We start from the raw sequence: 20029 nt of genomic DNA on the forward strand, positions 1-20029 counted from the left end.
TCTTCCGGGCGCCTCTGGAATCTATAGGAACATAACAGGAACAACTGCTGCTGGAAGTGAACGTCATGGCGATGAGCGCCGTGGCGCGGGACACTGTTTTTGCCCTGCGCCGCCAGATCGCGAAGATCGAGGGAACGCTGCCAGAGCGCCTGCAGGCGCCCTCGGGGTGCGCGCCCGAAGCAATTCCAGGAAAAGTGCGAAGCAGTTTTCCCTCCGGAATGGCGCAAAACCAAACACCCAGCGATGCCGCCGGGCCGGACATGACGATTGTCCGGCGCGGCCTTGCCGTGGCTTCGGCGGATGCCTTCCTGCACACCGGCATCGATAGGCTCGATGCAGCGCTTGGCGGCGGCCTGCCCAAGGCGGCGCTCAGCGAAATCCATGGCCTGGAGACCCGCGATGCCGGCGCCGTTGCCGGCTTCGCGCTCTCGCTTGTAAGCCTGGTCCTCAGGGAGAAGCAGGGTCTGCCGATCCTCTGGGTCGGCACGGCGGAAATCTTCCACGAGGCCGGCATGCCCTATGCCAGGGGCCTTCATGCCCTGTTCGGCATCGAGCCGGGGCAATTGCTGTTTTCCGAGGCGCCGAAGCTGCTCGACGCGCTGTGGATCGCCGAGGAGGCCGCCCGCATGACGGCCTTTGCCGCGGTCATCCTCGAGATCCGTGGCAGCCCGCGGCTTCTCGACCTCACCGCCACGCGCCGGCTGCATGCGCGGGCCCGGAGCGCCGGCCGGCCGCTGCTGTTGCTGCGCCAGGCCGGCGAGGCCGATCCCACCGCCGCTCCGGTGCGTCTCATCGTTTCGGCGGCGCCCGCGGCAAGCCGCGAGACCCTCGCCGGGCCGCTCGCCGGCTCGATCGGCCGCCCCGCCTTCAAAGTCGATATCGGCAAGAGCCGCACGGCCCTGCCTGGACAGTTCACACTGGAGTGGAACCCCAATGAGCACGCTTTTGCAGAAAGAACAGAGAATTCTGTCGCTGTGGTTCCCGCATCTGGCCGCGGAGCGGATCCTGCGCCAGCGTCTGGGGCGGTCCTGGCGTTCCCGGCCCTCGCATCGCCTGCCGTCGCTTCAGCCGCCGCTGGTGATCAGCCATCGCGACAACAACACCCAGCGCATCGCAGCCCTCGACGAGCGGGCTGAGGCGCTCAGATTGAAGCGCGGCATGGGCATCGCCGATGCGCGCGCCATGCATCCCTCGATCGATGTGGTCGAGGCAGATCCGGAAGCCGACCGCCGCCTGCTCGAAGGCCTTGCCGATTGGTGCGACCGCTACACGCCGCTGGTGGCGATCGACGGCGAGGACGGGCTGTTCCTCGACGTCACCGGCTGCACGCATCTGTTCGGCGGCGAGCGCGCCATGCAGGACGAGATCCTCGCCCGCTTCTTCCAGCAGGGCTTCGATGTCCGCGCCGGGCTGGCCTCGACGCCGGGCGCCGCCTGGGCGGCGGCGCGCTTCCATGGCGATCGCATCGTAGCCGGCGGCGAGGAGGAGGCGCTGCTTTCGCCGCTGCCCTTGTCGGCGCTGCGCATCGCGCCGGAGACCCGCGCCAGCCTGGAAAGTGTGGGCCTGCGCACCGCCGGCGCGGTGATGGCAGCACCCCGCGCGCCGCTCGCCCGCCGTTTCGGCGCCACCTTGCTTCTGCGCCTCGACCAGGCGCTCGGCCGCCTCGACGAGGCCGTGTCGCCGCGCCTTCCCGTGGCGCCGCTCTCGGTCGAGCGCCATCTTGCCGAGCCGGTCGTGCTCACCGACGACATCGAGCGGCTGGTGAGCCGGCTGGCGATCGCCTTGAAGACCGACCTCGAACGCCGCGGCGAGGGCGCAAGGACGCTGGCGCTGCTTCTCTTCCGCGTCGATGGCGCCGTCAACCGCATCGCCGTCGGCACCTCCCGCCCGATGCGCGAGCCGCGGCTGATCCAAAGACTGTTCCATGAGCGGCTCACCGCGCTGGAGCAGAGCATCGACGCCGGCTTCGGCTTCGATCTCGTGCGGCTGTCCGTGCTGTCGGTCGCGGCCTTCGACTTGGCTCAGGGCGACCTCACCGGCGAGACCGACGACGATGACGCCGACATCGCGCTCTTTGCCGACCGCGTCCGCGCCCGTCTCGGCGAAGCCGCCGTGCTGAAGCCGGTGGTCGTCGAAAGCCATCTGCCGGAACGCGCCGTCAAAACCGTGCCTTTCGCCGAAGCGCCGCAAGGACGCGCCCCGGCGGCCGGACGGACGCCGCCGCCCCGAACAGCGCCACCGATGACCGTTTACCCGCCGGAGCGGCCGGTGCGCCTGTTCCGCTCGCCTGAGCCGATCGAGGTGCCGGCGACCGAGATCCCGGAGGGACCGCCGATGAATTTCCGCTGGCGGCGCGCGCTCTATCGTGTCGCCCGCGCCGAGGGGCCGGAGCGCATCGCCGCCGAATGGTGGCGCCAGCTGCCCGGCGAGGAAGAGGCGCCGACCCGCGACTATTACCGCATCGAAGACAGCGAGGGGCGCCGCTACTGGCTCTACCGTCAGGGCCTCTACAGCAGCGCCGCGCAGGCCGCGCCGCCCCGCTGGTTCATGCATGGGGTGTTCGCATGAATGCGCTGACCGTCATCCCCTATGCCGAGTTCGGCATAAGCTCGAATTTCTCCTTCCTGCGCGGCGCTTCGAAACCCGAGGAGCTGGTGGTGACGGCGAAGTTCTACGGTTTTGCCTCGATCGGCCTTGCCGACCGCAACACGGTCGCCGGCGTCGTGCGCGCCTGGCAACAGGCCAGGGTGGAAAAGCTCGCCTACCATCCCGGCTGCCGCCTGGTGTTTGGCGACGGCACGCCGGACATCCTCGCCTATCCCCGCGACCGCCAGGGCTGGGGGCATCTCTGCCGCATGCTCACCCAAGCCAATCTGCGCGACGAGAACGAGAAGGGCGCGACGCTGCTCCAGTTGAGCGACCTGCTCGAATGGGGCGATCGGATGTCGCTGGCGATCCTGCCCGATTTGTCGGCAGGCGCGCAAGACAACCTTGCATTCATTAGCCGGTTTAAGGATCGCTTCGGCGCAGCGCTCCGGCTGGCCGTGGCGCCGGATTATGCCGGCAACGACCGTTTCCGCATCGAGCAGGCTTCCGCGATGGCCGAGCATGCCCGCGTCCCGCTGATGGCGACCAACGATGTGCTCTACCATGCCGCCGATCGCCGTCCGCTGCAGGACGTGCTGACCGCGATCCGCCTCAACACGCCGGTTTCCGAGGTCGGGCTGGAGCTGATGGCCAATGCCGAGCGCCACCTGAAGCCGCCGCTGGAGATGGCGCGGCTTTTCCGCCGCCACCCGCAGGCGTTGGCGGAGACGCTACGCTTCGCCGACGAGCTCGCCTTCTCGCTCAGCGACCTCGAATACAATTATCCGGACGAGCCGACCGAATCCGGGCTTGGACCGCAGGCCGAGCTCGAACGGTTGGCGCGGGAAGGCGCGGCCGTCCGCTATCCGGCCGGCGTTCCCGAGGATGTGCTGAAACGCATCGACAGCGAGCTCGTCCTGATCGAGCGCCTGAACTATGCCCGCTATTTCCTCACCGTCCATGACATCGTCAAATTCGCCCGCAGCCAAGGCATCCTTTGCCAGGGCCGCGGTTCGGCCGCCAATTCGATCATCTGCTTCTGCATCGGCATCACCGAGGTCGGCCCCGATCGCATCGACACCTTGTTCGAACGTTTCATCTCGGAGGAACGCAACGAGCCGCCCGACATCGACGTCGACTTCGAGCATGAGCGGCGCGAAGAGGTCATTCAGTACATCTATACGAAATACAGCGCCAAGCGCACCGCCTTGGCCGCCGCCGTCATCAGCTATCGCGGCCGCTCCGCCCTGCGCGAGGTGGCCAAGGCCATGGGCTTGTCGGAGGATGTTCGCAGCGCGCTCTCCAGCACCATCTGGGGCTGGTCGACCTCCGAGCTCGGCGAAAGGGAAGCCAATGCCGGCGGCCTCGACCGCACCGATCCGCTGTCGCGGCAGGTGCTGGAGCGCGCCAACGAGATCATGGGCTTTCCCCGCCATCTTTCCCAGCATGTCGGCGGCTTCGTCATCACCCGCGACCGGCTCGACGAGGTCGTGCCCATCGTCAAGACGGCGATGGAGGAGCGCAAGATGGTCGAGTGGGACAAGGACGATCTCGATGCGGTGAAGATCCTCAAGGTGGACGTGCTGGCGCTCGGCATGCTGACCTGCCTGAAGCGCGCCTTCACCTTGCTCACCGATCATTATCCGCGGGCGCGGGATCCGTTTGGACAGCCTTATGTGCTCGCGACCCTTCCCGAAGAGGACAGGCGCGTTTACGCCATGATCCAAAGAGCCGACACGCTCGGCGTCTTCCAGATCGAGTCGCGTGCGCAGATGTCGATGCTGCCGCGCCTCAAGCCGGCAAATTTCTACGACCTCGTCATCGAGGTGGCGATCGTGCGCCCCGGCCCGATCCAGGGCGACATGGTGCATCCCTATCTGCGCCGGCGGCAAGGCAAGGAGAAGGCCGAATACCCCAAGCCTGAGTTGGAAGAGATTCTCGGCAAGACCCTTGGAGTGCCTTTGTTCCAGGAGCAGGCGATGAAGATCGCCATTGTCGCCGGCGGCTTCAAGCCGGGTGAGGCAGACGAGTTGCGCCGCGCCATGGCAACCTTCAAACGCACCGGCACGATAGGAAACTATGAAACGCGAATGGTCGAGGGAATGGTCAAGAAGGGCTATCCTAGAGAGTTCGCCGAGCGCTGCTTCAAGCAGATCGAAGGCTTTGGCGAATATGGCTTTCCCGAAAGCCACGCAGCGTCCTTCGCGCTGCTTGTCTACGCCTCCTGCTGGTTCAAGACCTTTTATCCGGACGTGTTCTGCGCCGCGATCCTGAATTCCCAGCCGATGGGTTTTTACCAGCCGGCCCAGCTCGTGCGCGATGCGCGCGACCATGGCGTCGAGGTGCGCGAGGTCGACATCAACCATTCCGTCTGGGACTGCACGCTGGAGGAAACCGCCTTCGATCCGTCCCGCATTCTCGAGCGCCACGCCTCGATGCGCGGCGTCATCGAGACGGCTCACGCCGTCCGCCTCGGCTTCCGCCAGATCAAGGGCCTGTCCGAAGAGCGCATGGATATAGTCGTTGCCCGCCGCGGCGACGGCTATCGCTCGGTCAGGGACGTCTGGCTGCGTTCGGGCCTCGATGTCGGCGAGATCGAAAGATTGGCGCAAGCGGACGCCTTCCGCTCGATCGGCCTCGACCGCCGTGCCGCGCTCTGGGAAGTCCGCGCCCTTGACGGCAAGAGCGCCGCCGAGAAACTGCCGTTGTTCGACCAGCCCTCGCTTCGCCTGCGCGAGCTGGAGCCGGAAACGAAACTGCCGAAAATGCCGCTCGGCGAGCATGTCGTGCACGACTACCGCTCGCTCGGCCTGTCGCTGAAGGAGCATCCCGTCGCCTTCCTGCGCGAACGGCTGGATCGCGCCGGCGTCACCCCCAACGCCCGCCTGCCGTCTGTGCGCGACGGCCGTCGCGTCTCCGTCGCCGGGCTGGTGCTGGTGCGCCAGCGTCCGGGCAAGGGCAATGCCATTTTCCTCACGCTGGAAGACGAAAAATCGATCGCCAACGTCATCATCTGGCCACGCGTCTTCGACCGCTTCCGCCCGGTGGTCATGGGCGCGCGCTTCATCCGCGTCACCGGCAAGCTGCAGCATGAATCGGACGTCATCCACATCGTCGCCGACCGGGTGGAGGATTTGACGTCCTGGCTGGGCGTGCTGCTGGAGTCCGCCAACCGACCGGTCATCGAGCATAATCCCGCCGAACGGCCGGTTGGAGCCGCCGCAAGCCGTGGCCGGCCGGTCCATCAGGAGATCGAAGCCCTGTCGGGTGCCGCGCAACAAGTCATGCCGAAAGGGCGGAATTTTCAGTAGAACGATACGGGAAGCAGAAGCCCGACTGCGTGTGCCGTCACGATGCACAACTTTGATGTCGGCGGGACAGCGCCCCCCTCTGTCCTACCGGACATCTCCCCCTCAAGGGGGGAGATCAGACGTCACGCCGGCTTTTCGCTAATCTCCTACACTGCAGAATGGACGGGAGGCCCAAGCTGCCAATCTCCCCCCTAGAGGGGGAGAGGGCCGGCAGGCCAGAGGGGGCGCGAAGGATCGCCTACCTACGTCACTGTACCAAGCACAGCCCACTCACGAAGCCCCGCCGAGCCGCGGCGGTGGGGTCAGCATGTCCTCGGCCGAGATCGTGCGCGCCTCCGACGGCAGCATGATCGGGATGCCGTCGCGCACCGGATAGGCGAGCTTCGCCACGCGCGAGACCAGCTCGTTGCGCTCGGGGTCCCAGGTTAGCGGTCCCTTGGTCAGCGGGCAGGCGAGCAGCTCCAGCAGCTTCGGGTCGACCGTGGCTTTTCGTCCGTCCCGTCCGTCCGCCATGAACTCATCCCCGTGCCGGCAAGCTATTGTAGACTCGAGCCAAACTCATCATCCTCGCGCGCCAGCGTCATTTCGGTGATGGCGATCAGCGTTTCGGCGCGCGTCTTCAGGTCCGGCGCTTCCAGCAGCGCCTGCTTCTCTGCCGGCCCGTAGGGCGCCATCATCGACAGCGCGTTGACCAGCATGCCGTTTTCGGCGCGGCTGACGCTTTCCCAGTCGGCCTCGAGGTCGTTGGCCTGCAGATAGGAACGAAAAGCCTTGAGCAGCGCCGGCCGGTCGACGTCGGCGCCGGCCGGGTCTTCCTCGAGGTCGGCGAGAAACGGCGCGATCTTGCACTGCCGGAACGGCGCCTTTGCCGTAAGCTCCTGCACAATGCGAAACCGGCACACGCCCTGCAGCGAGATCAAATAGCGCCCGTCGCCCGTCTCGGCGAGCGAGATGATGCGCCCGGCGCAGCCGACGCTGCACAGTTCAGGCTCGCCGTCGTCGCGCAATGCGCCGTCAAGGCTGGGCTGGATCATGCCGATCAGCCGCGAGCCGGCCATCGCCAGATCGATCATCTGCAGATAGCGCGGCTCGAAAACGTTGAGCGGCATGCGGCCGCCCGGCAGAAGCAGCGCGCCGGCGAGCGGGAAAACCGGGATTGCCGCCGGCAGATCCTTGGCAAGCCTGTAAAGTGCGTTACCGACGCGCACCGCGACCCTCCCAAAGCAACGCCGGCAAGCGTATCAAGCTGCAATCTCCTCTCGCACCGGCGAATTCGTCACGATCGGCATCCGGCCCGCCCTTATCTGGCGCTGATGTCCCGCTGCGCAAGCCTGCCGGCCGCGACAGCCGGCAAAAAATTCACGGCAATTCCGGGAAAGTATCAGTTGGGGTCGGCAAATTCGCCGCAGCTTTCCGTCCGGAATTGCGCAAACCGAACTTAAAGCGGTTCGGCGGCTCTGTGAATCGCCGAAACCGTCCTACGAGAACAGCAGCGACGAGAGCTTGCGGCGTGCCGCGAGCGTCGCCTCGTCGGTCATTCCCCAGGCTTCGAACAGCTTCAACAGCTGCGCCCTGGCGCCGTCGTCGTTCCAGGTCCGGTCGGCCTTGACGATCGCCAGCAAATTGTCGGCGGCCGCGTCGCGCTCGCCGCGCGCGTTCTGGATCATCGCCAGATCGAAGCGCGCCTGATGGTCGGCGGGGTTGGCGGCGAGCCGGCGCTCGAGCTCGTCCGGATTGCCGAGCGCGGCCGCTTCCGCGGCAAGCGTCATCTTGGCGCGCAGCGCCGCCAGCGCCGGCGCGTCCTTCTTGTCCTCGGGCGCTCGCGCCAGCACGGCCTCGGCACCTTCCACGTCCCCGGCATCGTACAGGATCTCGCCCAGGCCTGCGACCGCCTCGATCGTCTCCGGCGCCTGCTCGAGGACCGCGTCGTAAATGTCGGCCGCAGTCTGGACGTCGCCGGCCGTGCGCGCCTCGGCCGCCGCCGCAAGCGCGTCGGCGATCTGCGGCACGCCGCCGCCCTTGCCGCCGACCTTCTCGATGAATTGGGCGACCTGGCTTTCCGGAACCGCGCCCATGAACCCGTCGACGGGCTGGCCATCCTTGAAGGCGATGACCGCGGGAATCGACTGGATGCCGAGCTGGCCGGCGATCGAGGGGTGATCGTCGATGTTCATCTTGACCAGCTTGACCTTGCCGCCGGCGTTCTTCACCGCCTTTTCGAGCTGCGGCGTCAGCTGCTTGCAAGGCCCGCACCATGGCGCCCAGAAGTCGACCAGCACCGGCTGGCGGCGCGATTCCTGGATGACGTCGGCGGCGAAAGTCGCGGTTGTGGTGTCCTTGATAAGGTCGGCCGCCGCCGGCCCGTCGCCGAGCGAAACCTTGGCGCGGTCGCCGCCGCCATATTGCACCGTCTGGGCATACTGGCCGCCATTGCCGCCAAACGCGCCGCTATACGGATTGTTGTCACTCATCTTGTCGCCCTTTCGGTCACGCTCTCAGGCGTCGGCGCCCGGCGCGTCATTGTCGGATTTCGCAACCGCCTTCCATGTGGCGATCAGCCCCCGAGTTTCAAGGCAATAAGGCCTTCAAGGCAAGGGCACTTTCAAGGTCATGAGACTTTCAGGATAACAGGATCATGGCCGGTTGCCTCGACGAATCTGATCAGGTCGGCGGCGGCGATCGAGGTCGTCGCCTCATTGGTCAGCGGATGGCCGTTGATGACGTCGTGGCTCATCAACGCCTCGTCGAGCACGACCTTGACCTTGCCTTCCGTGTCGTTGATCAGGCCGAAAACGGTGACCGCGCCGGGGATGACGCCGAGCAGCTCCATCAGCATTTCCGGCTTGCCGAACGACACCCGGCTGGCGGCGCCGATCAGGTGGTGGATCTGCTTCAGGTCGACCACGGCGTCCTCGCCGACGGTGACGAGGAAATAATTGTCCTTCTTGTCCTTGAGGAACAGGTTCTTGGTGTGGCCGCCGGGAATCTCGCCGCGCAGGCCTTGCGAATCGGCGACCGTGAACAGCGGCGGGTGCCTGACCGTCGAGACGGAAATGCCGAGATCGGCAAGAAATTCGTTGAGCTCGGCTTCGGTCTTCGGCATCGGTCCTCGCGCGGTCAAAAAAGGGCTCATGCCGTTTACGGCCAACGGTGCCATCGGGGCAAGGCCGCCGGAGCCATTGCGGGCAAAGCGGGCGGCGGCTTGCCTGCGGATTTGCGAGCAGTCCGGTTTCGCCGCCGCTTCGGTGCTTTCGAGCGAACGTCGCCGCGGGAAGAATTCGCGCCAAAAAAGACCGTCATTTCCCTGTTGCAATCGCCGCGCTCTTCGGCCATATAGGCGCGGCTTGCGGCCCAAGGCCGCGCGAGCGGGTGTAGCTCAGGGGTAGAGCACAACCTTGCCAAGGTTGGGGTCGGGCGTTCGAATCGCCTCACCCGCTCCAGTTTCCTTCAAGGAATCAAGCAAACGAAAAGCCGCGGTCTCCGCGGCTTTTTCGCGTTTGCGGCTAGCGGGAAACCCACCCGCGGCACAGCGCCGGAGTTACGTCTGGACCGTCGGCAACGCGCATTGCCGCATCTCCACGATCTCCTGCAAAAATATCCAGCAGATGGTTCACGCGATATTTTCCTCCGGACGGCCACGTCCGCCATCCGGAAAGTATCCGCTGCCCATCAGACTTGAGTCGCATGCCGAAGGGACTGTAGAGCCTCTTTTGCCGGGCGCCCGACAACTATATGTTGTGTGAAAGTGCTGGAATTAATCCGGCCGGACAGTCTCGCGGGAAGCATTCCCGCAAGTCGTTACGTTGGGGCATAGCTGGAGCAATTCCAGGAAAGTGTGAGCGGTTAATGCTCGGCGACTTCGCCGTAGTCTCCGTTCGGAATTGCGTCGAAGCAAAGATAGAACAGACGTCGGCCATGAGGTTCACAGCCTTTCAGGATCCGTGCGGCCAATGGATGGTATTCGATTTGCGGTCCGGTCTCCCGGCGCGAATGCCGGACATGTTGCTGCTTGGCCCGACTCGCGAGGAGGCGGAGCTGCTCGCGGGCCAGGCAAATGAATTCCTCTCGGTGCCGCGCTCGGCCGTGCCTCTTTCTCGATATTTGATCGCCCCGCAATGGAACGATTGGGCATCATCGGAACTTTAGCTTGCGCTAAAACAAGGAGCGCCTATGAGGTTCGCGGCAATACAGGATCCTTGCGACGACTGGCTTGTCTGCGATCTGGTTTCCGATCTTCCGGCGGAGATAGCAGGCCGGCTGCTGATCGGGCTGACGCAAGGCGAAGCCGAGCGACTTGCCGACCAGGCCAATGCCGGGCTAATCGGGCAGGCGATCGATTGGCCGATCCCGCTCGCCAGCGTCGCCTGAAGACGGCTGGGCTTGGGAACCCGCCTCGCCGACGGCGCATCGGCGATTCAACCCCAGATCACATCGGATAACGTTTGCGTGCTGCTTCATTTCAACGCCGCGGCGGTTTCTATATCTCCTCCCTGGGCCGAGATCCGCCGGCGGCGAATGGCCAGCACCGCGACACGACGCGACCGGACGGCCCGTTTTCGGAAAAAGCGGTCTTGCCGCTTCCTCCATCACGAGGAGATGTCATCATGCGTTCTTTCACCCCAAAACTCATCGCAGCCGCCTCGATCTTCGCGGCCATACCGCTTTCGAGCGCCTATGCTGTGCACCGCCACCATAGGGCGCAGATCGACACAATGACCACGGCGTCAGTGCCGGCGGAGCCCGAAGCGAGAGCCGCGACGCAGCAGCTGCTTGGCGTGAAGCAAGGCATCCGTGCGGCCAGGCAGGCCGGCAAGATCACGCAGGAACAGGCTCGCGACCTGATGCGGCAGGCCGATAGCATCCAGCCCGCCGGCGGCCGTTCTGCGATCGGGCGGATCAATGAGCTGGATCAGCGGCTCCGAAACGCTACCGGCCAGGGAATCTATATGGGCGACGGCTCGGACGGCGGCTATTATCCGAACGGCTGACCCCCTGAATTAGCTGAGCGGTGCGATGCGGCAGTCCTGGAGCAATTCCGGGAAAGCCGGATCGCGCTCCGGCCCGGCGCCGTCGCTTTCGGCCCGCGCACGAAATAAGAACCTGAAGCGGCCCGGCGTTTCGCAAGATCGCCGAACCGCTTCACGCCTCACCGCTGCCGTCACCGATCCTGCCGCTACGCCAGCCGCGCCCGCGTCGTCCTCGGCGTCGCCAGCAGCAGGCTTGTCTCGCTCCCCGTAATGCCGGGGATCAGCCGGATGCGGCGCAGCACCGCATCGAAATCCGTCAGCGTGGCGGTGCCGAGCTCGACCACCAGGTCCCAGCGGCCGTTGGTGGTGTGGATGGTCGAGACCTCGGCGAGGCCGCCGAGCGCCTTGACGACGCGGTCGGCGGCATGGCCTTCGATCTCGATCGTCATCACGCCGCGTATCTTCTGATCGACCGCGTCGGCGCGCAGCACCACAGTGTAGCCGATGATCTCGCCGGACTTTTCCAGCCGTTCCATGCGCGACCTGACCGTGGCGCGCGACACGCCGAGATCGATGGCGAGGTCGGATACACTGCGCCGCGCATCGTGCCTCAGCAGCGTCACCAGTTTCTCGTCCAGCGCGTCCATGGCTTCCATTTCGATCAAATCGTCTGACCATCATGATAGATTAGTCTTCTCGAAATGCCAATTTTCACTGTTCAAGCCGCCAGCAGCTGATGGTTCACTCCTTCGATCAATCGCAAGGTGAGAAAAGATGCGCTGCAGGATCGTCGGCGCGCCGGTGCAGGACGGCGCGGGCAGGATGGGATGCGAGATGGGGCCGAGCGCGCTGCGCACAGCAGGGCTGGTCTCGGTGCTGGCCGAGCTCGGCCACGAGGTCGAGGACTGGGGCGCGGTCGAGAAAGCCGCGGCGCGGCCCGTGGCGCACGGCAATCTCGCGCTGAAGGCGCTGCCGGAGATTTCCGCCTGGACGGCGGCGATCGCCGAGACCGCCTACGCGGCTTCGCGGGACGCCATGCCAATCTTCCTCGGCGGCGACCATTCGATCTCCGCCGGCACCGTGTCGGGCGTGGCGCGCCGCGCGGCCGAGCGCGGACGGCCGCTCTTCGTGCTGTGGCTCGACGCGCATCCCGATTTCCACACGCTCGACACCACCACCAGCGGCAATCTGCACGGCGTGCCGCTCGCCTATGCCAGCGGCCAGGCCGGCTTCAAGGGCTATTTCCCGGATCTGCCGCAAGCCGTCGACCCGGTCCGCATCTGCGCCATCGGCCTGCGCAGCGTCGATCCGGCCGAGCGCCGCGCGCTTACTGAAGCCGGCGTCACCGTGCACGACATGCGCGCCATCGACGAGCACGGCATCGCGCCTCTGCTGCGCGCCTTCCTGGCCCGCGTCGAGAAGGAGAACGGGCTCTTGCATGTCAGCCTCGACGTCGATTTCCTCGACCCCTCGATCGCGCCCGCCGTCGGCACCACCGTTCCCGGCGGCGCCACCTTCCGCGAGGCGCATCTGGTGATGGAGATGCTGTCCGACTCAGGCCTCGTCTCAAGCCTCGACCTGGTCGAATTGAACCCCTTCCTCGACGAGCGCGGCCGTACCGCCACCCTGATGGTCGACCTCACCGCCAGCCTGATGGGCCGCCGCATCATGGATCGCCCGACCCGCAGCCATTCCGGAAACCTCTGATCATGACCCAGCCTTCGCGCCTTGCCATCGTTCCCTTTGTCAGCGTCGATCGCATGATGAAGCTGGTGCTCGCCATCGGCGTCGAGCGCTTCCTCACCGAGCTCGCCGCCTATATCGAGGAGGATTTCCGCCGCTGGGAGCTGTTCGACAAGACGCCGCGCATCGCCTCGCACAGCCATGACGGCGTCATCGAGCTGATGCCGACCAGCGACGGCAAGATGTACGGCTTCAAATATGTCAACGGCCATCCGAAGAACATGCGCGAAGGACGCCAGACCGTAACCGCTTTCGGCGTCCTCGCCGATGTCGGCTCCGGCTATCCGATGCTGTTGACCGAAATGACCATCCTGACGGCGCTGCGCACGGCGGCCACCTCGGCGGTAGCGGCAAAATACCTGGCGCCGAAGAACTCCCGCGCCATGGCCATCATCGGCAATGGCGCCCAGTCCGAATTCCAGGCCATCGCCTTCAAGGCGCTCATCGGCATCGACCGGCTGCGGCTCTATGACATCGACCGCTCGGCCTCGGAAAAATGCGCCCGCAACCTCGCCGGCAAGGGGTTCGATATCACCATCTGCTCGACCGGGCAGGATGCCGTGGAAGGCGTCGACATCATCACCACGGTGACCGCCGACAAGCAGTATGCCACGATCCTCACCGACAACATGGTCGGCGCCGGCGTCCATATCAACGCGGTCGGCGGCGACTGCCCCGGCAAGACCGAGCTGCACCGCGACATCCTTCTGCGCTCCGACATCTTCGTCGAGTTCCCGCCGCAGACGCGCATCGAGGGCGAGATCCAGCAGCTCGACGCCGATCATCCGGTGACGGAGCTGTGGCAGGTGATGACCGGGAAGGCCGAGGGCCGCAAGACGTCCGAGCAGATCACGCTGTTCGATTCCGTCGGCTTCGCCACGGAAGATTTTTCCGCGCTGCGCTACGTCCGCGACCAGCTCCAGGCCACCGGCCTCTATGAGGAGCTCGACCTGCTCGCCGACCCCGACGAGCCGCGCGACCTGTTCGGCATGCTGCTGAGAGCCGCCATGCAGCCGGCGGCCTGAGGCGGTTCGCTGAGGCGATTTCATACGGCGGGATAATCGCATAGAGCGCTCCCCCTCTCCCGTCTCGGCTTCGCCGAGCCACCTCTCACCACTTCGTCTACGTTAAGCACATCTTCTGTGACTGGCGCGACTGATCAGGCCGACGCTTGATTGCCACGTGGTTCCCCCAATCCGTCGCTGCTTCGCAGCGCCACCTTCCCCCCCTCCGGAGGGAAAGGAAGGGAGCTGGACGGGCGTTGACGGCAAAAGGCTTGGCGCCTTTCCTCTACCCCGTCGATCGGGGGAGAGGTGGCTCGGCGAAGCCGAGACGGAGTGGGGGTCGACCAGCGCGCTGCCATGCACGCTATCGCCAAAGGCCGGCCGCTTTGAAAGGTGTGCATGCCATAGATGAAATGGCGGAGAGGTGGATCGGCGCGCAGCGCCGAGACGGAGCGGGGGCAGTGCCTAAGTCGTCGATTGCCAGACTACCCCCGCGCCGCGCAGCTTTCCCGCTCCACCAGAACCGGCGCCAGCACCTCGCGCCTTGACGGCGCTTCCGGCTCGCCCAGCCTCTCGAGCAGCAGGCTCACCGCCAGCGTGCCGATCTTTTCCACCGGCTGCGCGATTGTCGTCAGCGGCGGCCAGGTGGTGACGGCGTAGGGGATGTCGTCGAAGCCGATCATCGACATATCGTCGGGAACATGCAATCCCCGCGAGCGCAGCGCCGTGACCGCGCCCATGGCCATCAGGTCGTTGCAGGCGAACACCGCAGTGATGCCGGCCGCCTGTACCATAAGCTGCTCCATCGCTAGGCGGCCGCCGGCGAAATGATAGTCGGAATCGACGATTGACGACGCCGGCAGCTCAACGCCTGCTTCGCCAAGCGCGCGGACAAAACCGCGCAGGCGGGCCGGGCTGGAGCTCGAATCGCGCGGACCGCCGATGACGCCGATCTTCCTGTGGCCGAGGCCGGCCAGGTATTTGCCGGCGAGATAGCCGCCATGGTCGTGGTCGACCAGCACCGAATCGACATTGACCGACTGGATCTCGCGGTCGAGCAGCACCGCCGGCACGCTGGGCAGGAGGCGGGCGAACACCCGCGCGTGGTCGGACGAGCCGGCAAAGATCAACCCGTCTATCTGCTTGGCCATCAGCACCGAGAGATAGCGCTCCTCCTTCTCGGCGTTGCCGTCGGAGTTGCACAGGATCACCGTGTAGCCGGAAACGAAGCCGGCATCCTCGATCTGCCGCGCCACGCTGGCGAAGAAGGGATTGGAATTGTCGGGAAGAAGCAGGCCGATGGTCTTGGTTTCGCCGCGCCTGAGACTCCTCGCCACCGAGTTCGGGCTGTAGCGCAGCGCCGCGATCGCGGCGCGCACGCGCTCGGCCGTTTCCGGCTCGACATGACGCGTATGGTTCATCACATGCGAGACGGTGGCGACGGACACCCCTGCACGGCGCGCGACATCGGCAATCGTCGTCATGGCCCGTTCCCCTCAGCGGATTTTCCGCAACAGCCTCTCCCGGTACGCGTCTAGGATGACCGCGAGCACAATGACAAGGCCAATCACGATCGGTTTGAAATTGTCGCCGACGCCGAGCAGCTGCAATCCGGTGGAAAGCACCTGCAGGATGCAGGCGCCGACCAGCGTGCCGATGATCGAGCCCTTGCCGCCGCTGAGGCTGGTGCCGCCGATGATGACGGCGGCAATCGCGTTGAGCTCGTAGCCCACGCCGGCGATCGGGCTGCCGATGTTGAGGCGCAACAGATAGACCATGGCCGCGATGCCGGCGGTGAGCCCGCTGATGGTGAACGCGGCGACCTTGTAGAAATCCGGATTGTGACCCGACAGCCGCACCGCCTCGTCATTGGTGCCGACGGCGAAGATCATGCGGCCGAAGACGGTGAAGCGCAGCACGAACCAGCCGGCCGCGATCACCAGCACGGCGACGAGGAAGATCGACGGCAGGAAGCCGCCGATGATCAGATTGCCGAAATCGACGAAGCTCTGCGGCAGGCCGGTGATGGTCGAATTGTCGCTGACCACGCGCGCGGCGCCCGCGGCCATGTTGAGCATGCCCAGCGTGACGATGAAGGAAGGGATCTTCCAGCGCGTCGAGATCCAGCCGTTGAGGAAGCCGCACACCGCACCCGTCGCCATGCAGGCGAGCAGCGCCAGCGTGATCGCGACGGCCGGCGACAGGCTTTCGTTTATCATCACGGTGGCGCCGACGACCGTACACAGCGCCAGCACCGAGCCGACCGAAAGGTCGATGCCGCCGGTGAGAATGACGAAGGTCATGCCGGCCGCCAGCACCGTGTTGATGGCGATCTGCACGAAGATCTTCAGCGCGTTGCCGGAGGTGGCGAAATAGGGCGCGGTGACCGAGAAGAACAGCGTGATCAGCACCAGCGCCAGGAGCACGCCGGCATCGCGCACCAGGAAACGCAGGAACTTCGCCCGGCCCGGAGAAACAGGCGCCGCCACGGCTATCTCGGACATCTCGCTCATGGTCGCACATACTCCTGATAGGCGAGCGACAGGATGCGCTCCTGGTCGAATTCGGATCGCGGCACTTCGCCGACGATCCTGTTTTTCGAAAAGACGATGATGCGGTGGCACATGCCCATCAATTCAGGCAGGTCGGACGACACCATGATGATGCCCTTCTGCCGCGCCGCCAGCATCCACAGCAGCTGGTAGATCTCGCGCCGGGCGCCGATGTCGACGCCGCGCGTCGGCTCGTCGAGGATCAGCGTCGAGGTGCCGCGGAACAGCCATTTGGCCAGCACCACCTTCTGCTGGTTGCCGCCCGAGAGGTTGCGCACCGCCTGCTCGATCGAGCTCGCCTTGACGCGCAGCTGGCCGACGAGATCGTTGGCGGCCGCAGCCTCCGTCCTTCGGTTGAGCAGCCCGTTGCGCGAGATCTTGCTGAGATCGGTGATGGTGATGTTCTTGTCGACGGCCATGTCGAGCAGCAGGCCCTGGCCCTTGCGGTCTTCGGTAAGCAGGCTCAGGCCATGCCGCACCGCGTCCTTCGGCGCGGCGATCGCCACCGGCTTGCCGTCGATCTCGACGACACCGTCGAGCTTCGGATCGGCGCCGAACAGAGCGCGCATAGCTTCGGTGCGGCCGCTGCCGACCAGGCCGGCGACGCCGAGGATCTCGCCATGGCGCACGGCGAACGATATCTCCGGGGTGGAGGCGTCGCGCTTCAGATTGGCAACGCTGAGCGCGACCTTGCCCGGTACGACCCTGGCATCGAAACCATATTCGTCGGCGATGTCGCGGCCGATCATCATGCGCACCAGGTCGGGCACGGTGAGGCCGTGCAGGTCGCGCGTCGCGACCAGCCTGCCGTTCCGCAAGACGGTCACGCGGTCGCCGATCTCGAACACCTCGTGCAGCCGGTGCGAGATGTAGATGGTGGTGACGCCTTTGGCCTTCAGCCGCTTGATGATGGAAAACAGCCGCTCGATCTCCGGCGGCGTCAGCGTCGCGGTCGGCTCGTCCAGCACCAGAAGCTTCGAGTCGTAGCTCAGCGCCTTGGCGATCTCGACCAGCTGCATCTGCGCGACGCCGAGCGCCTCGACGCGTATGCGCGGATCGATGTCGAGCCCGACTTGCTTGAGCAGCGCCACCGCGCGGCTATTGAGCGCCTTGCGGTCGACGATGCCGAAGGCGCGGCGCGGCAGGCTTTCCAGCATCAGATTCTCGGCGATGCTGAGATAGGGCAACAGGTTCAGCTCCTGGTGCACGACGCGGATGCCGCTCTGCTGCGCATCATGCGGCGTCTTCGGCTGATAGGGCTGGCCGTTGAAGGCGATCGTGCCGGAGTCCGGCTGGTAGATGCCGGCCAGCAGCTTGATCAGCGTCGACTTGCCGGCGCCGTTCTCGCCCAGGATGATATGGGTCTCGCCGCGCGCGATCGACAGCGACACCTCGCTCAGCGCGACGGCGCCGGGAAAGATCTTTCCGACTCTTTCAAGAGAGAGAATCGCATCCATGGGCGGCAGAATCCTAAACCGTGCCCGTCGGCGACGACAGCAGCGGATGCTCCGTCACCGCCGCCGAAACTGGCGGCGGCGGTGACGAGAGAGGCGAAGCCTGGCGCCGGAAGGGAGCGCCGGCGCCCCGGCTCGCCTCATGCGGTGACCAGCTTGACGTCGGTCTTGACCCAGCCGGAGAATTTCTCGCCGGCCAGCTCGCGCAGGCCGTAGTCGATGCCCATCGCCGCCATCTTCGCGCCATACTGCTCGACGGTGGCGAGCATCTTGCCTTCCTTCAGCAGCGGACCGACAGCCGGGATGTTGTCGAAGCCGACGACCTTGATCTGGCCGGACTTACCGGCAGCGTCGATCGCCTTGACGACGCCGAGCGCCATGGAGTCGTTGGCCGCCATCACGCCCTGAATGTCGGGATGCTGGGTGAGGAAGTTGGTCATCAGCGTGTTGGCTTCCTCGGTCTCCCAATGCGCGGTCTTGGAGTCGAGCAGGTCGAGGCCGTATTCCTTCACCGAATCGTCGAAGCCGAGCTTGCGCTGCTTGGCGTTGTCGGCCTCGGGATTGCCCTCGAGGATGACGACCTTGCCGCCCTTGCCCAGCGCCTTGCCGAGCGCGTCGCCGGCCAGCTTGGCGCCGGCGCGGTTGTCCGGGCCGAAGAAGGCGAGGTCGATGCCGGCCTTCTTCTTGGCCTCGGTGTCGAGCGCAACGTCGATGTTGATGACCTTGATGCCGGCCTTCAGCGCCTTGGCGATCGGCGTGACCATGGCTTTCGAATCGGCCGGGGCGACGACGATGATGTTGTAGTTCTGGGTGATGAAGTTCTCGATGGCGTCGACCTGGGCGGCGAAGTCGCGCTCGTCCTTCATGCCGACGGCGGCGAAATCGAACTTGTCCTTGTTCTTGGCCGCATACTCCTCCGCGCCAGCCTGCATCTGCTTGAAGAACTCGTTGGCCAGGGACTTCATGACCAGGCCGACCTTCGGCTTGTCGGCGGCGAGAACCGGTCCGAGCGGCAGCGCCAGCGCGCCGGCAGCCAAGGCGCTGGTCTTCAGGAACTGGCGGCGCGAGAACGGGCCAAGCCCATGCGTGTTTGAGAACTTGCTCATTAGTCTCCTCCACTTGATTGAGCCGTAATCGGTTACGTAACCGATTACGCGCCAAAGTAGATTGCTATTTTATCAGATGTCAACGTCGAAGGAAGGACGAGAGAGAAGGCGGTCCAAGGCTGACGTTGGTGATTGGCGAAAGCCGGCGTGAAGTCTGATCTCCCCCCTTCCGGGGGAGATTACGCGTTTTGCGGTTTTCGCCACATCACCGCCAGCCCAGCGCCGGCGCGACATGCTTCAGGATCGACTCGATGACATGGGCGTTGTAGTCGACGCCGAGTTGGTTGGGCACGGTGAGCAGCAGCGTGTCGGCCTCGGCGATCGCCTCGTCCTCCTTCAACTGCTCGATAAGCACCTCCGGCTCGGCGGCATAGGTGCGGCCGAACACGGCCCGCTTTTCCGGCTCGATATAGCCAAAATGGTCCTCGCCCTCGCTGCCGCCGAAATAGGCGCGGTCCATGTCGTTGACGAGAGCGAAGATGCTGCGGCTGACCGAGACGCGCGGCTCCCTGGCATGGCCTGCTTCCTTCCAGGCGGCGCGGTAGGCCCTTATCTGCTTGGCTTGCTGGACATGCAGCGGCTCGCCGGTCTCATCGAATTTCAGCGTCGAGCTTTGCAGATTCATGCCGAGCTTGGCCGCCCACACGGCCGTGGCGTCGGTGGCCGCGCCCCACCAGATGCGTTCGCGCAGGCCGGCCGAGAACGGCTCGAGCCTGAGCAGGCCGGGCGGGTTGGGGAACATCGGCCGCGGATTGGGCTGGGCGAAGCCTTCGCCGCGCAGCAGGTCGAGGAAGATCTCGGAGTGCCGGCGCGCCATGTCGGCATCGCTCTTGCCCTCTTCCGGCACGTAGCCGAAATAGCGCCAGCCATCGATCACCTGCTCGGGCGAGCCGCGGCTGATGCCCAACTGCAGACGCCCGCCGGCAATCAGGTCCGCGGCGCCCGCGTCCTCGGCCATGTAGAGCGGGTTCTCGTAGCGCATATCGATGACGGCGGTGCCGAGCTCGATACGCTTGGTCCTGGCGCCGGCCGCGGCAAGCAGCGGAAACGGCGAGGCGAGCTGGCGGGCGAAATGGTGGACGCGGTAATAGGCACCGTCCGCGCCAAGTTCCTCGGCCGCGACCGCGAGGTCGATCGACTGCAGCAGCGCGTCGGCGCCCGAGCGCGTGCCCGATTGCGGCGAGGGCGACCAATGCCCGAACGACAGAAATCCGATCTTCTTCATGTGCTCCGTTCCTGCTGGAGCGGCCCAACGACCGCTTGAACTTCTTGTTGCTCCAGCAGATAGCCAGGGCAGTGCCGCGAT

Annotated in this window: 17 protein-coding genes and 1 tRNA gene; 8 read left to right on the forward strand and 10 right to left on the reverse strand. The window is 65.5% G+C overall.

Annotation, left to right across the window (positions count from 1 at the left end; all coding sequences use genetic code 11):
* Positions 1–65: 65 nt before the first annotated feature.
* Genes LB525_RS08945 through LB525_RS08955 form a run of 3 tightly spaced genes read left to right on the forward strand, consistent with a single transcriptional unit; the run spans position 66 to position 5897 of the window.
* Positions 66–1136: an ImuA family protein gene (locus tag LB525_RS08945; protein WP_224544351.1), complete on the forward strand. Its 1071-nt coding sequence runs from the start codon at positions 66–68 to the stop codon at positions 1134–1136.
* Positions 1078–2568: a DUF6504 family protein gene (locus tag LB525_RS08950; RefSeq protein WP_140845952.1), complete on the forward strand. Its 1491-nt coding sequence runs from the start codon at positions 1078–1080 to the stop codon at positions 2566–2568. Before LB525_RS08945 ends, LB525_RS08950 begins: the two co-directional genes overlap by 59 nt.
* Complete coding sequence (locus LB525_RS08955; protein ID WP_224544352.1) at positions 2565–5897, forward strand: error-prone DNA polymerase; 3333 nt, start codon at positions 2565–2567, stop codon at positions 5895–5897. The genes LB525_RS08950 and LB525_RS08955 overlap by 4 nt, the downstream gene beginning before the upstream one ends.
* A 270-nt stretch (positions 5898–6167) precedes the next feature.
* Here the strand turns inward: LB525_RS08955 and LB525_RS08960 are convergent, their stop codons facing one another.
* From LB525_RS08960 to LB525_RS08975, 4 genes are all read right to left on the reverse strand, one after another.
* Complete coding sequence (locus LB525_RS08960) at positions 6168–6410, reverse strand: Trm112 family protein (protein WP_095769836.1); 243 nt, start codon at positions 6408–6410, stop codon at positions 6168–6170.
* Between the two features lie 23 nt (positions 6411–6433).
* Entirely contained in the window at positions 6434–7105 is a 672-nt protein-coding gene (locus tag LB525_RS08965) for an LON peptidase substrate-binding domain-containing protein (RefSeq protein ID WP_095769837.1), read from the reverse strand.
* 270 nt (positions 7106–7375) lie between these two features.
* A complete protein-coding gene (gene trxA / locus LB525_RS08970; protein ID WP_224544353.1) occupies positions 7376–8368 on the reverse strand; it encodes a thioredoxin in 993 nt (330 codons plus the stop codon).
* A gap of 137 nt (positions 8369–8505) precedes the next feature.
* Positions 8506–9000 carry a prolyl-tRNA synthetase associated domain-containing protein gene (locus LB525_RS08975; protein ID WP_140845995.1) on the reverse strand — a complete coding sequence of 165 codons (495 nt, stop codon included), beginning with the start codon at positions 8998–9000 and terminating at the stop codon, positions 8506–8508.
* A gap of 262 nt (positions 9001–9262) precedes the next feature.
* Between LB525_RS08975 and LB525_RS08980 the strand changes: the two genes are divergently transcribed.
* The 3 genes from LB525_RS08980 to LB525_RS08990 all read left to right on the forward strand — a co-directional run bounded on the left by LB525_RS08980 (position 9263) and on the right by LB525_RS08990 (position 10885).
* Positions 9263–9337, forward strand: a tRNA-Gly gene (locus LB525_RS08980).
* A 730-nt stretch (positions 9338–10067) separates the two neighbouring features.
* The gene (locus tag LB525_RS08985; protein WP_140845947.1) at positions 10068–10265 is read left to right on the forward strand and encodes a hypothetical protein; all 198 of its coding nucleotides are present in this window, start codon (positions 10068–10070) and stop codon (positions 10263–10265) included.
* A 236-nt stretch (positions 10266–10501) separates the two neighbouring features.
* Positions 10502–10885 carry a hypothetical protein gene (locus LB525_RS08990; protein WP_224544354.1) on the forward strand — a complete coding sequence of 128 codons (384 nt, stop codon included), beginning with the start codon at positions 10502–10504 and terminating at the stop codon, positions 10883–10885.
* A gap of 185 nt (positions 10886–11070) precedes the next feature.
* Here the strand turns inward: LB525_RS08990 and LB525_RS08995 are convergent, their stop codons facing one another.
* Complete coding sequence (locus tag LB525_RS08995) at positions 11071–11511, reverse strand: Lrp/AsnC family transcriptional regulator (protein WP_095769871.1); 441 nt, start codon at positions 11509–11511, stop codon at positions 11071–11073.
* Between the two features lie 127 nt (positions 11512–11638).
* Between LB525_RS08995 and rocF the strand changes: the two genes are divergently transcribed.
* A complete protein-coding gene (rocF, locus tag LB525_RS09000; protein WP_224544355.1) occupies positions 11639–12571 on the forward strand; it encodes an arginase in 933 nt (310 codons plus the stop codon).
* 2 nt (positions 12572–12573) lie between these two features.
* Positions 12574–13632: an ornithine cyclodeaminase gene (locus LB525_RS09005; protein WP_224544356.1), complete on the forward strand. Its 1059-nt coding sequence runs from the start codon at positions 12574–12576 to the stop codon at positions 13630–13632.
* A gap of 464 nt (positions 13633–14096) precedes the next feature.
* Here LB525_RS09005 and LB525_RS09010 read toward each other — a convergent pair whose 3' ends face one another.
* The 5 genes from LB525_RS09010 to LB525_RS09030 all read right to left on the reverse strand — a co-directional run bounded on the left by LB525_RS09010 (position 14097) and on the right by LB525_RS09030 (position 19948).
* Positions 14097–15095 carry a LacI family DNA-binding transcriptional regulator gene (locus LB525_RS09010; RefSeq protein ID WP_224544357.1) on the reverse strand — a complete coding sequence of 333 codons (999 nt, stop codon included), beginning with the start codon at positions 15093–15095 and terminating at the stop codon, positions 14097–14099.
* A 12-nt stretch (positions 15096–15107) separates the two neighbouring features.
* Complete coding sequence (locus tag LB525_RS09015; RefSeq protein ID WP_411971008.1) at positions 15108–16124, reverse strand: ABC transporter permease; 1017 nt, start codon at positions 16122–16124, stop codon at positions 15108–15110.
* On the reverse strand, positions 16121–17620 hold the full coding sequence (locus LB525_RS09020; RefSeq protein ID WP_224544358.1) for a sugar ABC transporter ATP-binding protein: 1500 nt from the start codon (positions 17618–17620) through the stop codon (positions 16121–16123). The genes LB525_RS09015 and LB525_RS09020 overlap by 4 nt, the downstream gene beginning before the upstream one ends.
* Before the next feature lie 137 nt (positions 17621–17757).
* A complete protein-coding gene (locus LB525_RS09025; RefSeq protein WP_140845939.1) occupies positions 17758–18723 on the reverse strand; it encodes a sugar ABC transporter substrate-binding protein in 966 nt (321 codons plus the stop codon).
* A 205-nt stretch (positions 18724–18928) separates the two neighbouring features.
* Positions 18929–19948 (reverse strand): LLM class flavin-dependent oxidoreductase, encoded by a 1020-nt coding sequence (locus tag LB525_RS09030; protein WP_224544359.1) that lies wholly within the window; start codon positions 19946–19948, stop codon positions 18929–18931.
* Between the last annotated feature and the right edge of the window lie 81 nt (positions 19949–20029).

Source organism: Mesorhizobium sp. CA16, from assembly GCF_020165175.1.
Taxonomy (GTDB): domain Bacteria; phylum Pseudomonadota; class Alphaproteobacteria; order Rhizobiales; family Rhizobiaceae; genus Mesorhizobium.